This is a genomic window from Bradyrhizobium mercantei (assembly GCF_001982635.1).
Taxonomy (GTDB): domain Bacteria; phylum Pseudomonadota; class Alphaproteobacteria; order Rhizobiales; family Xanthobacteraceae; genus Bradyrhizobium; species Bradyrhizobium mercantei.
The window spans coordinates 166,522-180,907 of the sequence record NZ_MKFI01000005.1 but is presented as its reverse complement, the minus strand read 5'-3'; the positions used below and the strand labels follow the sequence as shown (position 1 = coordinate 180,907).

The 14,386-nt window shown below is 65.9% G+C and carries 14 protein-coding genes; 4 read left to right on the top strand and 10 right to left on the bottom strand.

Translation table 11 applies throughout. The features are described from left to right. Window positions 1-21: 21 nt before the first annotated feature. The 3 genes from gshB to rsmI are packed head-to-tail and all read right to left on the bottom strand — an operon-like array spanning window position 22 to window position 2,321. Complete coding sequence (gene gshB / locus BI327_RS23555; protein WP_076863471.1) at window positions 22-969, bottom strand: glutathione synthase; 948 nt, start codon at window positions 967-969, stop codon at window positions 22-24. Window positions 970-994: 25 nt separating this feature from the next. Then, the gene (locus tag BI327_RS23550; RefSeq protein ID WP_076863469.1) at window positions 995-1,381 is read right to left on the bottom strand and encodes a YraN family protein; all 387 of its coding nucleotides are present in this window, start codon (window positions 1,379-1,381) and stop codon (window positions 995-997) included. Beyond that, window positions 1,368-2,321 carry a 16S rRNA (cytidine(1402)-2'-O)-methyltransferase gene (gene rsmI, locus BI327_RS23545; protein WP_076863467.1) on the bottom strand — a complete coding sequence of 318 codons (954 nt, stop codon included), beginning with the start codon at window positions 2,319-2,321 and terminating at the stop codon, window positions 1,368-1,370. The genes BI327_RS23550 and rsmI overlap by 14 nt, the downstream gene beginning before the upstream one ends. Window positions 2,322-2,541: 220 nt before the next feature. Here rsmI and BI327_RS23540 point away from each other — a divergent pair, with 220 nt between their 5' ends. Then, window positions 2,542-3,747: a penicillin-binding protein activator gene (locus BI327_RS23540; RefSeq protein WP_076863466.1), complete on the top strand. Its 1,206-nt coding sequence runs from the start codon at window positions 2,542-2,544 to the stop codon at window positions 3,745-3,747. Between the two features lie 304 nt (window positions 3,748-4,051). On the opposite strand, the gene hemW is transcribed toward BI327_RS23540, so the two are convergent. Genes hemW through rph form a run of 3 tightly spaced genes read right to left on the bottom strand, consistent with a single transcriptional unit; the run spans window position 4,052 to window position 6,556 of the window. Next, window positions 4,052-5,209 (bottom strand): radical SAM family heme chaperone HemW, encoded by a 1,158-nt coding sequence (gene hemW, locus BI327_RS23535; RefSeq protein WP_076863464.1) that lies wholly within the window; start codon window positions 5,207-5,209, stop codon window positions 4,052-4,054. Then, window positions 5,196-5,831: an RdgB/HAM1 family non-canonical purine NTP pyrophosphatase gene (gene rdgB, locus BI327_RS23530; protein ID WP_076863462.1), complete on the bottom strand. Its 636-nt coding sequence runs from the start codon at window positions 5,829-5,831 to the stop codon at window positions 5,196-5,198. The genes hemW and rdgB overlap by 14 nt, the downstream gene beginning before the upstream one ends. A gap of 11 nt (window positions 5,832-5,842) precedes the next feature. Beyond that, on the bottom strand, window positions 5,843-6,556 hold the full coding sequence (rph, locus tag BI327_RS23525) for a ribonuclease PH (RefSeq protein ID WP_076863460.1): 714 nt from the start codon (window positions 6,554-6,556) through the stop codon (window positions 5,843-5,845). A gap of 182 nt (window positions 6,557-6,738) precedes the next feature. Here rph and hrcA point away from each other — a divergent pair, with 182 nt between their 5' ends. Both hrcA and grpE read left to right on the top strand, forming a co-directional pair. Beyond that, window positions 6,739-7,827, top strand: coding sequence for a heat-inducible transcriptional repressor HrcA (hrcA, locus tag BI327_RS23520; RefSeq protein ID WP_076863458.1), 1,089 nt, complete (start codon window positions 6,739-6,741; stop codon window positions 7,825-7,827). 165 nt (window positions 7,828-7,992) lie between these two features. Then, the gene (grpE, locus tag BI327_RS23515) at window positions 7,993-8,598 is read left to right on the top strand and encodes a nucleotide exchange factor GrpE (RefSeq protein ID WP_076863456.1); all 606 of its coding nucleotides are present in this window, start codon (window positions 7,993-7,995) and stop codon (window positions 8,596-8,598) included. A gap of 40 nt (window positions 8,599-8,638) precedes the next feature. On the opposite strand, the gene BI327_RS23510 is transcribed toward grpE, so the two are convergent. The 4 genes from BI327_RS23510 to BI327_RS23495 all read right to left on the bottom strand — a co-directional run bounded on the left by BI327_RS23510 (window position 8,639) and on the right by BI327_RS23495 (window position 11,752). Then, the gene (locus BI327_RS23510; protein WP_076863454.1) at window positions 8,639-9,064 is read right to left on the bottom strand and encodes a VOC family protein; all 426 of its coding nucleotides are present in this window, start codon (window positions 9,062-9,064) and stop codon (window positions 8,639-8,641) included. 67 nt (window positions 9,065-9,131) lie between these two features. After that, window positions 9,132-9,986: an AraC family transcriptional regulator gene (locus BI327_RS23505; protein WP_076863452.1), complete on the bottom strand. Its 855-nt coding sequence runs from the start codon at window positions 9,984-9,986 to the stop codon at window positions 9,132-9,134. A gap of 22 nt (window positions 9,987-10,008) precedes the next feature. Beyond that, entirely contained in the window at window positions 10,009-10,719 is a 711-nt protein-coding gene (pncA, locus tag BI327_RS23500; RefSeq protein ID WP_076863450.1) for a bifunctional nicotinamidase/pyrazinamidase, read from the bottom strand. Between the two features lie 97 nt (window positions 10,720-10,816). Then, entirely contained in the window at window positions 10,817-11,752 is a 936-nt protein-coding gene (locus BI327_RS23495; RefSeq protein ID WP_076863448.1) for a hypothetical protein, read from the bottom strand. Window positions 11,753-12,330: 578 nt separating this feature from the next. On the opposite strand from BI327_RS23495, the gene dnaK reads away from it, so the two are divergent. Beyond that, window positions 12,331-14,232 carry a molecular chaperone DnaK gene (gene dnaK, locus BI327_RS23490; protein ID WP_076863447.1) on the top strand — a complete coding sequence of 634 codons (1,902 nt, stop codon included), beginning with the start codon at window positions 12,331-12,333 and terminating at the stop codon, window positions 14,230-14,232. Window positions 14,233-14,386: the final 154 nt, after the last annotated feature.

The following is a 14,386-nucleotide window of genomic DNA, read 5'->3' as shown; positions in this document are numbered from 1 at the left end:
TGTGCGACGCACAAGGGAGGGCTATTTGGCGGCGCGCTTCTTCTCGATGGTATCCCAGATCATCGCCGCGACGTCGGGGCCGTTGAGCCGCGCAATGGCGCGGATGCCGGTCGGCGATGTGACGTTGATCTCGGTCAGGTTGCCGTCGATCACATCAAGGCCGACGAACAGCAGGCCGCGCTCGCGCAGCGCGGGCCCGACGGTGGCGCAGATTTCGCGCTCGCGATCCGACAGCTCGGTCGCCTTGGCCGCGCCGCCGCGCACCATGTTGGAGCGCAGGTCGTCCGCCGCCGGCACGCGGTTGACGGCGCCGGCGAATTCACCGTCGACCAGGATGATGCGCTTGTCGCCATGCTTCACCTCGGGGAGGAAGCGCTGGATCACCCAGGGCTCCTTGAAGGTGACCGAGAACATGTCGAACAGCGATCCGAAATTCATGTCCTGCGGCATCACGCGGAACACCGCGGCGCCGCCATGGCCGTGCAACGGTTTCATGACGACGGCGCCGTGCTGGTCGCGGAACGCGTTGATCTCGTCGAGGTCGCGCGAGATCAGGGTCGGCGGCATCAGCTGCGGGAAATTCATCACGAACAGCTTTTCCGGCGCGTTGCGCACGCTGGCCGGGTCGTTGACGACAAGGGTCTTCGGATGGATGCGCTCGAGCAAATGGGTCGAGGTGATGTAGGCGAGGTCGAACGGCGGATCCTGCCGCAGCAGCACGACGTCGAAGCCGTTGAGCGCCTCGCGCTTCGGCTCGCCGAGCGTGAAGTGATCGCCGACCTCGTCGCGCACGGTGAGAAGCTGCAGCGGCGCCACCAGCTCCTCGCCGCGCAGCGACAGCTTGTCGGGCGTGTAGTAGGAAATGCCGTGGCCGCGCTTCTGCGCCTCGAGCAGCAGCGCAAAGGTCGAATCGCCGCGGATGTTGATGCGCGCGATGGGATCCATCTGGACGGCGATCTTCAATTTCATAGGCGTGTCCCGCGAGGTCTTGAGGTTAATTGGGGTTGGCGTCGAATGCTGCTAACAGATGGCGCGGCAGGCTCCTCGGCGCAATCAGCACGGCGTCGAATCTGAGATCAAATTCGGCATGTTCGGGATGCGCCATCAGCCAGGCCTGGGCGGCGTTGACGATGCGCTGCTGCTGGCGCGGCGTCACCGCATAGGCGGCGTCGTCGAGGCTGGCACGGGCCTTGACCTCGACGAAGGCGACGAGGTTGCGTCGCCGCGCCACCAGGTCGATCTCGCCATAGGGGGTGCGGAAGCGCCTTGCGAGGATGCGATAGCCCTTGGCGATCAGCAGCGCCGCGGCACGACTTTCGGCCGAGATCCCGGTGCGGAACGCAGCGACGCGCTCGGGCGAGGCGCTGTCAGTCTTCGCCATCGCCGTCCCCGATGGCTTTTGCGAGCTCAAGCGCGCGGGCGTAGACCTCGCGACGCGGCCGGCCCGACAATTCGACGGCGTGCGCGACCGCATCCTTGACGCTGCCGCGGGCAAGCTGCGCGCGCAGGAGGTCGTCGAGCGAATTCTCGTCCATCACCCCGGCATCGTCGGCCGGCGGCCCGATCACGAGCACGAATTCGCCACGGGTTTCCAATGCGTCCGCGCCCGCCGCTAGCTCGGCGATCGGCGCACGCTTGACCTCCTCATGCAGCTTGGTCAGCTCGCGGCAGATCGCGGCATCGCGTCCGGTCATGGTGGCGGCGAGGTCGCGCAGCGTGTCCTGCACGCGATTGCCGGATTCGAACATCACCAGCGTCGCATCGATCCGGGCGAGCTCGTTGAGCCGGGCGCGGCGCGCGTGCTCCTTCGCTGGCAAGAATCCCTCGAAGAAGAACCGGTCGGTCGGCAGCGCCGCAACCGACAATGCTGATAGCACCGACGACGGCCCCGGTACCGCGATGACGGCATGGCCGGCGGCGCAGACCTCGCGCACCAGCTTGAATCCGGGATCGGAGATCAGCGGCGTGCCGGCGTCGGAAACCAGCGCGATCGCGGCGCCCTGCGCCAGCCGCTCGAGGATCTTGGGCCGGGCCTGGGCTGCGTTGTGCTCGTGATAGAGCGCGAGCTCGGCGGTGATCGCGTAACGCTCGGTCAGCCGGCGCGTAATCCTGGTGTCCTCGCAGGCGATGACGTCGACGCCGGCCAGCGTCTCCAGCGCGCGCAGGGTGATATCGGCGAGATTTCCGATCGGGGTCGCGACCAGATGGAGCCCGGGCGCAGCCCTGGGCGCGGCCAGCTGCTGGCCGCCGATCGAAAAGGTTCTGGCCGCAGCGCCTGTCGTGGCATCCGAATGGTGGAGGGAACTGGCTTTTGCGCGCATAATGCCAATCTAGAGGGATGGCAGCGCTTGCGCCACATCCGCAAAACGGCGGTGGCGGGAGCTTGCCGAGGAGGGAAATGAAGGCCGCGGCAACGGCGCCGCGGGGCCATAATCCTTTTGTTTTAGTTAACTATTCGCCGACAATATGCCCAAATCCACCCGCCTCATCAGAGGTCGATGGAGTCCTGGCCGATCCTGGTCGGCCAAGAGAAGAGAGACGATGGAAGGCCCGCATCACCGCAACTCCTCGCCGTCGGGCGCGACCCGGCGCACGGCGCTCGGCCTGCTCGTGGGCGCGCCGCTGCTGACGGCCTGTTCCGGCATCCAGCAGAGCCTGAGCCAGTTTTCCAGCAGCAACCCGGAAGCCGGGCCCGCCGGTCCGCAGCAGCAACCGCAGGCGGTCGGCACCGGGCAGGTCAAGATCGGATTGATCCTGCCGCTGTCGGCGTCCGGCAATGCCGGGCTCGCCGCGCAGTCGATGCGCAATGCCGCCGAAATGGCGCTGGCGGAATTTCAGAACCCGAACATCCAGCTCCTGATCAAGGACGACGGCGGCAGCCCGCAGGGCGCATCGCAGGGGGCCCAGCAGGCATTGTCCGAGGGCGCCGAGATCATTCTGGGACCGCTATTCGCAGGCTCGGTGCCGGCCGTCGCGCAGCTGACGCGGCCGCGCGGAACCTCGGTGATCGCGTTCTCTACCGATTCGAGCGTGGCCGGCCGCGGCGTCTATCTGCTGAGCTTCCTGCCGGAGTCCGACATCAATCGGATCGTCGATTATTCCTCCGGGATCGGAAAGCGATCGTTCGCCGCGATGGTGCCGGACAATGCCTATGGCAACGTGGTCGAGGCCGCGTTCAAGCAGGCGGTCGGCCGCAAGAACGGCCGCGTCGTCGCATTCGAGAAATATGGCGCCGACCGCGCCACGCCGGCGCGGACCGTGGCGCAGGCGCTCGGCCAGGCCGATGCGCTGCTGATCGCCGACGACGGTGATTCTGTCGTTGCGACCGCCGACGCGCTGACCGCAGCCGGCGCCAACCTGCGCAACATCCAGCTGCTCGGTACCGGGCTGTGGGACAATCCGCGGGTGTTCGCGAGCCCCGTTTTGCAGGGCGGCCTGTACGCCGCGCCCGATCCGTCCGGCTTCCGCAGCTTCGCCGGCCGCTACCGCACCAAATACGGCAGTGAGCCGGTGCGCACCGCAACGCTTGCCTATGACGCCGTCGCGCTGATGGCGGCGCTGGCACGCACCCAGGGCGCGCAGCGCTTTGCGCCGGAGACGCTGACCAATCCGTCGGGCTTTGCCGGTATCGACGGCCTGTTCCGCTTCCGCTCCGACGGCACCAATGAGCGCGGCCTTGCGGTCATGAAGGTGGCGTCCGGCGGCGGCACGCCTGTTGCGGGCTCGCCGAAGAGTTTCGGCGCTTAATTTTCGTCGGGCGGTGGAGCTGCCTTGTCGAGCGCCGGCACCCGCCGGCTCCTTTGCATGGGGTTGTTTTCGATATTTTGGCAGCGTGCAGCTAGGCGGGATGAGTTTTGGTTGAATCGGCTTGGCGCGGTCTCGGTTCACCTCTCCCCGCTGGGAGAGGTCGGATTGCGAAGCAATCCGGGTGAGGGCTCTTGCTCTCTCGATAGACCGTAACCCCTCACCCGATTTGCTGCGCAAATCGACCTCTCCCAAGGGAGAGGTGAACCTTGGACGCCGTTCCAGCTCAGCCTAATCTCGTTAGGCTCTAGGCCGCGAGATCCGCGACGACGGCGTCGAGCACCGGGAAGCCCGACTTGGTCACCCGCAGCCGTCCGTCGGCATCGACGGCGATCGCGCCTTCTTCGCGCAGCATCGTGATGCGGTGCGGATCGAGCGCGCGGCCGGAGAGTGCCGCGTAGCGCTTGGGATCGATGCCCTCGGCGAGCCGCAGCCCCATCAGCAGGAACTCGTCGGCGCGCTCTTCGCTGTTGAGTCGGTCATCGGTGACGACGCCGTGGCCGCGCTCCTCGACGTTCAACAGCCAGGCCTCGGGCCGCCGCTCGGTCGCGGTGGCGTGCCTGACGCCGTCGATGTCGAGCCTTCCATGCGCGCCGGGGCCGATGCCGGCATATTCCTCGCCGCGCCAGTAGACCAGATTGTGCTTGCACTCCGCGCCTGCGCGCGCGTGGTTGGAGATTTCGTAGGCCGGCAATCCCTCGCGGGCGCAGACCTCCTGCGTCACGTCGTAGAGTGCGCGCGAAGTCGCTTCATCCGGCGTCTGCAACTTGCCGGCGGCGTGCAGCCCGAAGAACGGCGTGCCTTCCTCGATCGTGAGTTGATAGAGCGACAGATGCTCGGCCGCTTCCGAGATCGCCTGCTTCAATTCGTCGGCCCACATCCGCGGCGTCTGGTCGGGGCGAGCATAGATCAGATCGAACGAGTAGCGATCGAACGCCGAGCGCGCGATCGCCACCGCGTCGAGCGCCTCGCGCGCGGTGTGCAGACGGCCCAATGCTTTCAGCGACGCGTCGTCCAGCGCCTGCACGCCGAGCGACACGCGGTTGACGCCGGCGGTGCGATAGCCGCGAAAGCGCGTCGCCTCGACGCTGGTCGGGTTGGCCTCGAGCGTGACCTCGACGTCGCGCGAGACCCGCCAGTGCTTGCCGATGGCATCGAGCACGGCGCCGACGGTCTGCGGCTGCATCAGCGAGGGCGTGCCGCCGCCGAGGAAGATCGAGGACACCTCGCGTCCCGGCACCCGCGCCGCGGTGGTCTCGATCTCGCGGGCGAAGGCGCGCACGAAGCGCGCCTCGTCGATGGGCGCATGCCGCACGTGGCTGTTGAAGTCGCAATACGGGCATTTCGACAGGCAGAACGGCCAGTGCACGTAGACGCCGAAAGCTTCTCGTTCAGCGTGGCTCAAGGCAGATCTCCGCGAGCTTCACGAAGGCGCGGGCGCGATGCGACAGGCCGAGTCCGAGCGGCGGCAGGCCGTGCTTCTCGATGCTGCTCATCTCGCCAAAGGTCCGCGTGTAATCGTCCGGCAGGAAAGCCGGATCATAGCCGAATCCGGCGGTGCCGCGCGGCGGCCAAACCAGGGTTCCATCGACCCGGGCCTCGACCTCCTCGAGGTGATCGTCGGGCCAGGCCACGCACAGCGCGGAGACGAAGTGCGCCTTGCGCTGGTCCGGCGCGGTGGCGCCGCGTTCCTGCAGCAGCCGCTCGATCCGCGTCATCGCCGCCATGAAGTCCCTGCCCTCGCCGGCCCAGCGCGCCGAATAGATCCCGGGCGCGCCGTCGAGCGCGTCGACCACCAGGCCGGAATCGTCGGCGAAGGCCGGCAATCCGGTCGCTTTCGCCGCCGCGATCGCCTTGATCGCCGCATTGGCGCGAAAACTGTCGCCGGTCTCCTCGGGCTCGACCAGATCGAGCTCGCCGGCCGACACCGCCTCGACGCCGTGCGGCGCCAGCAGTTCCCGCATCTCGGCAAGCTTGCCGGGATTATGGGTGGCGATCACGAGCCTTCCGGTGATTCGGCGATGCATGACCAATCTGACTACGCCACCGCGATCTTTTGCAAGTCGACCAGACGCGCGACACCTTTGCGCGCCAGCGCCATCAGGGCTAGGAATTCATCCTGGGTGAACGGCGTCTTCTCGGCGGTGCCCTGCACTTCGATGATGCGGCCGTCGCCGGTCATGACGAAATTGGCATCGGTTTCGGCCTCGGAGTCCTCGGCATAGTCGAGGTCGAGCACCGGCGTGCCCTGATAGATGCCGCAGGAGATCGCGGCCACATTGTCGCGCAACACGTTGGCCTTCAGCATATTGCGGGTCTTCATCCAGTTGAGGCAGTCGGCCAAAGCCACCCAGGCACCGGTGATCGAGGCGGTGCGGGTGCCGCCATCGGCCTGGATGACGTCGCAATCGACCGTGATCTGGCGCTCGCCCAGCGCCTCGAGGTCGACGGCTGCGCGCAGCGAGCGGCCGATCAGCCGCTGGATCTCGACGGTACGGCCGCCCTGCTTGCCGGCGGAGGCCTCGCGGCGGGTGCGTTCCAGGGTGGCGCGCGGCAGCATGCCGTATTCGGCCGTGACCCAGCCGCGGCCCTGGCCCTTCAGCCATGGCGGCAACCGCTCTTCCAGCGTCGCGGTCACCAGCACATGGGTGTCGCCGAACTTCACCATGCAGGAACCCTCGGCGTATTTGACGACGCCGCGTTCCAGCGACACGGGGCGCAGCTCATCGGGCGCACGGCGGCTTGGCCGCATGAAAACCTCCAAAAATCCGACAGATATGGCTGGGCGTGCTTGTAGGAGGGGCAGGGGGCAGCGGCAAGGGTTTTGGCGAGGGTTTTCGGCCCCGGATTGGTCCGGTACCAGAGGGCCGAATGCATGCTTGTCACCGGCCCTCCGGATCGACAAATTAGGCAGTAATTGTGAGGGACTGGAGTGTGACTCACCACGATCCGATCGGCCTGATCGCGCCGCATGCCGGGCTTGCCCAGCTCAACGAGCGTTCGCGCGATATTTTTCGTCAAATCGTCGAAAGCTATCTCGCGACCGGCGAGCCGGTCGGCTCGCGCAACATCTCGCGCCTGATCGCCTTACCGCTGTCGCCGGCCTCGGTCCGCAATGTGATGTCGGACCTCGAGCAGCTCGGCCTGATCTATGCGCCGCACACCTCTGCCGGCCGGTTGCCGACCGAGCTCGGCCTGCGTTTCTTCGTCGACGCCCTGATGCAGGTCGGCGACCTCACCGAAGCCGAGCGTCAATCGATCCAGACCCAGCTTGCCGCCGTCGGCCGTGCGCAATCCGTCGAGGCGGCGCTTGGCGAGGCGTTGACGCGGCTGTCGGGGCTGACCCGTGCCGCGGCCGTCGTGCTGACGCAGAAGTCGAATGCGCGGCTGAAGCACATCGAATTCGTGCGGCTGGAGCCGGAGAAGGCGCTGGTCGTGCTGGTCGGCGAAGACGGCCAGGTCGAGAACCGGGTGCTGGCGCTGCCGCCGGGCGTTCCATCCTCGGCCCTGACCGAAGCGACCAATTTCCTCAATGCGCGAATTCGCGGCCGGACGCTGGCCGAAGCCCGGCTCGAGCTCGAGACCGCCTTGACGCAAAACCGCGCCGAGCTCGACCTGCTCACGCAAAAGGTGGTCGCGGCCGGCATCGCGAGCTGGTCCGGCGGCGAGAGCGAGGACCGCCAGCTGATCGTGCGCGGCCACGCCAATCTGCTCGAGGATCTGCACGCGCTCGACGATCTCGAGCGGATCAAGTCGCTGTTCGACGACCTCGAAACCAAGCGCGGCGTGATCGACCTGCTCGGCCGCGCCGAGCGCGGCGAGGGCGTGCGGATCTTCATCGGCTCGGAGAACAAGCTGTTCTCGCTGTCGGGTTCCTCGACCATCATCGCGCCCTATGGCGACGCCCAGGGCCGGATCGTCGGCGTGCTCGGCGTGATCGGGCCGACCCGGCTGAACTATGCGCGGGTGATCCCGACCGTCGATTATGCCGCGCGCATCGTCAGCAAGATGCTGGGCGGCTGACCGGAGTGGATTTCGCTTTCATTTGACGGGTTTCGTTCACCCAAGCCGGAGATCCCTGTGCCCGAAACCGGTATCTTGCGCTTGATTTTCGCCGCCTAAAGCACGATATCCCGGGCAGCCAATCCCCAAGATTTGAACCGACGCGAGTTTTCGAGAAGGCAAGCCATGACCGATCCGAACCGGGCCAATGACAACACCGAGAATTCGGCGCCGACGGGTGAGCCCGTGGTCTCGAAGCCCTACATCATGCCTGACGATCCCGAGGTCGGATCGGCCGAGGCGCTGGCCAAGGAACTCGCCGAGGCGAAGGACCGCACGCTGCGCACGCTGGCCGAGATGGAGAACCTCCGTCAGCGCACCCGCCGCGAGGTGGCCGACGCCAAGACCTATGGCATCACCGGCTTTGCCCGCGACGTGCTCGATATCGCCGACAATCTGCAGCGCGCGCTCGACGCGGTGCCGGCCGAGACCAAGGAAGCCGCCGATCCCGGCCTGAAGGCGCTGATCGAAGGCGTCGAGCTGACCGAGCGTTCGCTGCTCAACGCGCTGGAGAAGAACGGCGTCAAGAAGTTCGATCCGATCGGCGAGAAGTTCGATCCGAATTTCCAGCAGGCGATGTTCGAGGTGCCCGATCCGTCGGTGCCGTCGGGCACCGTGGTGCAGGTGGTGCAGGCCGGCTACATGATCGGCGAGCGCATCCTGCGTCCGGCGCTGGTCGGCGTCTCCAAGGGCGGCGCCAAGGCTGCGCCGAGCGCCGACTTCACGGTCTGATCGGTCCAATCTGCAAACGGATGAGCGCGCTGTCGTGGCGTCACGGCAGCGGCTTCTCATGCGCTTTCGGCCAATAGGTGCCGAAGTTCCAGAGATTCCCTTCCGGATCACGGCAGGCGAAATCGCGGCTGCCATAGTCGGTGTCGCGCAGTTCCATTTCGATCTTTGCGCCCGCGGCCCGCACCTTCGCATGCAGGGCGTCGGGATCGTCGACGGCGACGTAGATTGAATCGGTGCGGCGGCCGGAGAGATCACCAACCAGCTTGCCATAGGCATCGTCGCGCGCCTGGCCCAGCATCAGCATCGAGGAGCCGTAGGCGAGCTCGGCATGGTGGATCACGCCGTCGTTGCGATAGACCACGTGCTCGGTGAATCCGATCACCGTCTTGAGCCAGGCGGTCATCGCTTCAGTGTCCTTGCAGCGCAGGGTCGGGTAGATGCGGGGCGGTTCGATGTCGTGCGTCATGGTCGTGGCCTCCTTGGCTGATGGGGCCACTCTGCACGAGCCAACGCGGTCCCGGCTTGAAGGTTTGTTACCAGTCCGGCAGTCCGTCGTCGGCGTGAACCAGCCGGCGGTCGGTCAGCGCCTGGCGGCGCGCCCAGGCGGTTGGCGGTTCGCCGGCGAATTCGACGAACTCGCGGGCGAGATGGGCCTGGTCGGCATAGCCGCTTTCCGCCGCGATCCCCGCCCAGCCAAGTTTGGATCCGTCTAGTGCGAGCCGGCTCGCCCGGTGAAACCGCATCATCCGCGCCAGCGATTTCGGCGCGAGGCCGAGCTCGGTTCGAAACCGGCCGACCAGATGCTTGCGGCTCCAGCCGATCTCGTCGGCCAGCGCCGTGATGCTGACAGCGCCGGCCGAACGCGCCAGCCGTCGGTAGGCGAACGCGACATCGGGCGACGGCGTATGGCGGGCGCGGCGCAGCACGAAGGCCTCGATCAGGTCGAAGCGGCGCTGCCAGCACGCCACCGCGCCGAGCCGCTCGCGCAACCGGTGGCCCTCATGGCCGAGCACATCGTCGAGTTCGACCATGCGCCCGACCAGCTCGGTCACCGCGCCGCCGAAGAAGCGGTAGGCGCCGAGCGGCGTGAAATCCACCTGCACGCAGGCGGCCTGGCCGTCGGATTCGATATAGACCGGCCCTGCATGCAGGCCGGCGGCGAAGCTCGATTGACGATCGGCCGCGCTGGGCTGGCGCGACAGCGCGATCAGGAACGGCGAGCCGAAGCTGATGATCAGCGGCACGATGAGCGGCGCGCTCTGCCGCTGCGCGAACCTGCCGGTCGCGATCTCGCGATAACCCGTGATCCGGGCGATCAGGCCCGCCAAGCGCGGCGACGGCAGGCGCTGCGCGAGATCGAATGCAACGGGTGACGCGAACTCGGCCATGCGAATCTCGAGCGGCGGCGTGTCAGGCGATATCCGAGGACTGGATGCGCTTGACGCCGGCCTTGGCCATGTCATCCCAGGCCTTGGCGAGCGATCCCTGGGTGTCGATGCCGCGGCAGGCATCTTCCACCACGTAGGTCTCGAAGCCGGCCTTGCGCGCATCGAGCGCGGTCCACGCCACGCAGAAATCGGTGGCGAGCCCGGCCACGAAAACCCGCCCGACGTTCCGTGCCTTCAGATAGGCGGCGAGCCCGGTGGTGGTCTTGCCGTCGGCTTCGGTGAAGGCCGAGTAGCTGTCGACGTCCTTGTGAAATCCCTTGCGGATGATCAGCTCGGCCTGCGGGATCGCGAGGTCCTTCGACAGACCTGCGCCGTCGGTGCCTTGCACGCAATGGTCGGGCCACAGCACCTGCTTGCCATAGGCGAGGTCGATGGTTTCGAACGGCTTCTTGCCGGAATGGGTCGAGGCAAAGGAGACGTGTCCGGGCGTGTGCCAGTCCTGCGTCATCACCACATTGGCAAAGCTCTTGGCGATCTTGTTGATGATCGGCACCACCTGTTCGCCGTCCTTCACCGCAAGGCTGCCGCCGGGCAGGAAGCAGTTCTGCACGTCGATCACCAGCAGCGCGGAGCCATCGTCGGGCTTGATCGCAGCCGCCCACAGGCTCCTTGGAACCAGCGTCGCCAGCGCCAGCGTACCGAGGCCTGCAACAACCTGTCGTCGATCCAACATCGCGCCCCTCCTCGCTCTGATAACCGTGCGAGGAGGCTAGTTCCGTTCGGCGAACGACGAAAGTGGGATTTTTCCGACCGGGGCAATGGACCGCTGATCAGCCGCGCGGCTGGATGCCGTCGCGCACCGCGCGGAAGCGCGGGAAGGCCTTCTCCCAATCGGTGCGCGGCGAGCTGCCGATGATCCGCATCGATGTTTGCGCGCCGAACCGCAGCCACTGCACGATGGTCACCGGGGTGTTGTCCTTGCCGCTGACGGCGTCGATCCGCGTCTCGAAGCCGGGCTGACCGTCGATCCGGATCGGCTCGGACATGGTGATCCGTCCGTCGCGCACGCCGGGGATCGTGGTCGCGATCTGCTGGGCGAAGCGGCCGCGATCATCGGGCGTGGCCGGGGCCGAGCCGATGATGCCGAGCAGCATGAAGGGCTTGGTTTCAAGAGCCTTGTCGTCGCCATCGGCCATCAGCAGCGCCGCGCCCGGTGCCAGCATGCGGATATTCTTGAAACCGCTGAGCTCGGTGACCTTGAACGGCATCATGCCGAGCTGCTCGTCGACCGGCACCTCCTTGCGGATCTCGGCGGAGGCGAACATCTGCCGCACGGCATCGTCGGTGTAGATCTTGCTCGCGTTCTCCGGCACCTGCACCGCGACATAGCCGGAGAAGGTCGGTCCCGGCAGGATCATGGAATAGCGCCGCACATTGCTAGCACCGTCGCGCGCGCTCTCCACGGTGTAGTAGGCAAGGCCGGCCGGCGTTTCGAGGCTCTCGGGCTTGATGTTTCCGGTGCCGGCGGGGTTGGCCTTGAAGGCGTTCACGACCTCGTTGTAGGCGTCGGCGGGCAGGTCGGCGATCAGCACCTTGACGCCCTGATCCTCGGTCTCGAAGCCGATGAACGACTTGGCGCGGACGAGGCCCACCAGCGGTTTCATCCCGACATGCGCGCCCGGCGGAAACACCACGTCGGCGGCAAAGCCACGACAGGTGGCAGCAATCAGCAAGGCAACCGCAAAGAGAACTCGAAAAGGCGTCATGGGGGATCTACCGGTTTTGCTTGGTGGCCGCGCAGCGGGGCCGGGCGCAGGGCTGGATGGCCTCTTTCAGTCGGACCGCTTTTAGCGGTTTTGATGACCCTGCAACAGGCCGCCAGATCTCCGCTCCGGGCCTGCGAGCCCGATTCCGTGGGCTTTTCGCCCTGATTGGCAGGCACTTTCCAGTTTCCCGACGTTTCCGAGATTGGCCGCCAGCGGCCAAACAGCGCGCCCTCGACCCGTGCGCCGCTCTCGCATACGACGTTTGTGAGCGTTCACTCAACAGCGCTGACGTCGCGCGGCGGACATTCGCGGTCGGCGGCGCGCCGCATCATTGCCGATTTGTTAACTTGGCCCGGGGTTGCCTTGGGCTTGAACCGGTGCCGCAGTCGGACTGACACAATCTTTCAAACGTCAGTCTTTTCAGGCCTCAACGTTGCGTCCAGTCCTTGCGGGCAGGACCCTCTCTCCTATATCAGGCTCACCGTCGCAATATCGCGAGTATGTGAACGTCTGGGGGTTCGGTACGGAGCGCCGTCAGGGCCCAACCAACCTGCCGTAGCAAAGAGGATATCAAAATCATGGGTAAGGTCATTGGGATCGACCTCGGCACCACGAATTCGTGCGTCGCCGTAATGGATGGCAAGAACGCCAAGGTGATCGAGAATGCCGAGGGCATGCGGACGACGCCGTCGATCGTTGCCTTCACCGACGATGGCGAGCGCCTTGTCGGACAGCCGGCCAAGCGCCAGGCGGTGACCAATCCCGAGCGTACGTTCTTTGCGGTGAAGCGCCTGATCGGCCGCCGCTATGACGACCCGATGGTCGAGAAGGACAAGAAGCTCGTTCCCTACAAGATCGTCAAGGCATCGAACGGCGACGCCTGGGTCGAAGCCGACGGCAAGACCTATTCGCCCTCGCAGGTCTCGGCCTTCATTCTGCAGAAGATGAAGGAGACCGCTGAGGCGCATCTCGGCCAGAAGGTCGATCAGGCCGTCATCACCGTTCCCGCTTATTTCAACGACGCGCAGCGTCAGGCCACCAAGGACGCCGGCAAGATCGCCGGCCTCGAAGTGCTGCGCATCATCAACGAGCCGACGGCTGCCGCGCTCGCCTATGGTCTCGACAAGTCGAAGTCCGGCACGATCGCCGTGTACGACCTCGGCGGCGGCACCTTCGACGTCTCGATCCTCGAGATCGGCGACGGCGTGTTCGAGGTGAAGTCGACCAACGGCGACACCTTCCTCGGCGGTGAAGATTTCGACATGCGCCTGGTCGGCTATCTCGCCGACGAATTCCAGAAGGAGCAGGGCATCAACCTGCGCAACGACAAGCTCGCGCTGCAGCGTCTGAAGGAAGCCGCTGAAAAGGCCAAGATCGAGCTGTCGTCGACCACGCAGACCGAAATCAACCTGCCGTTCATCACGGCCGACCAGACCGGTCCGAAGCATCTGACGATGAAGCTGACCCGCGCCAAGTTCGAGGCGCTGGTGGCCGACCTCGTCGAGAAGACCATCGAGCCGTGCCGCAAGGCGCTGAAGGATGCCGGCCTGACCGCCGGCGAGATCGGCGAAGTGGTGCTGGTCGGCGGCATGACCCGCATGCCGAAGATCCAGGAAGTCGTGAAGCAGTTCTTCGGCAAGGAGCCGCACAAGGGCGTCAATCCCGACGAAGTCGTCGCGATCGGTGCTGCGATCCAGGCCGGCGTGCTGCAGGGCGATGTCAAGGACGTGCTGCTGCTCGACGTGACCCCGCTGTCGCTGGGCATCGAGACGCTGGGCGGCGTGTTCACCCGGATCATCGACCGCAACACCACGATCCCGACCAAGAAGAGCCAGGTGTTCTCGACCGCCGAAGACAATCAGGGCGCGGTCACCATCCGCGTCTTCCAGGGCGAGCGTGAAATGGCGGCCGACAACAAGATGCTCGGCCAGTTCGACCTGATGGGCATTCCGCCGGCTCCGCGCGGTATGCCGCAGATCGAGGTGACCTTCGACATCGACGCCAACGGCATCGTCAACGTCTCGGCCAAGGACAAGGCGACCGGCAAGGAACAGCAGATCCGGATCCAGGCGTCCGGCGGTCTGTCCGAGGCTGACATCGACAAGATGGTCAAGGACGCCGAGGTCAACGCGGCCGAGGACAAGAAGCGCCGCGAGGCCGTCGACGCCAAGAACCATGCCGATGGCCTGGTTCATTCGACCGAGAAGGCGCTGGCCGAACACGGTTCGAAGATCGCCGACACCGAGCGCCGCGCGATCGAAGACGCCGTCAGCGACCTCAAGGAAGCGCTGAAGGGCGACGACGCCGAGGCGATCAAGGCCAAGACCAACACGCTGGCGCAGGCTTCGATGAAGCTCGGCGAGGCGATGTACAAGCAGCAGGCCGAGGCCGACGCGGCCAAGGACGCTGCGAAGGATGACGTTGTCGACGCGGAGTTCACCGAGGTCGACGACGACAAGAACAACAAGAAGTCTGCCTAAGCGGATTTGCGATCATGACCCTCACACCAAAGAGCACGCGCCGCGTCTCGGAGGAGTGGGGGTCATTTTTCTTTAAGGCGATCGCTGCATCTTCCAGACAGGCGCAATCCTTGACGCAATCGTCAACGCAATCCCTGGCGCGACCTTTGGCGAT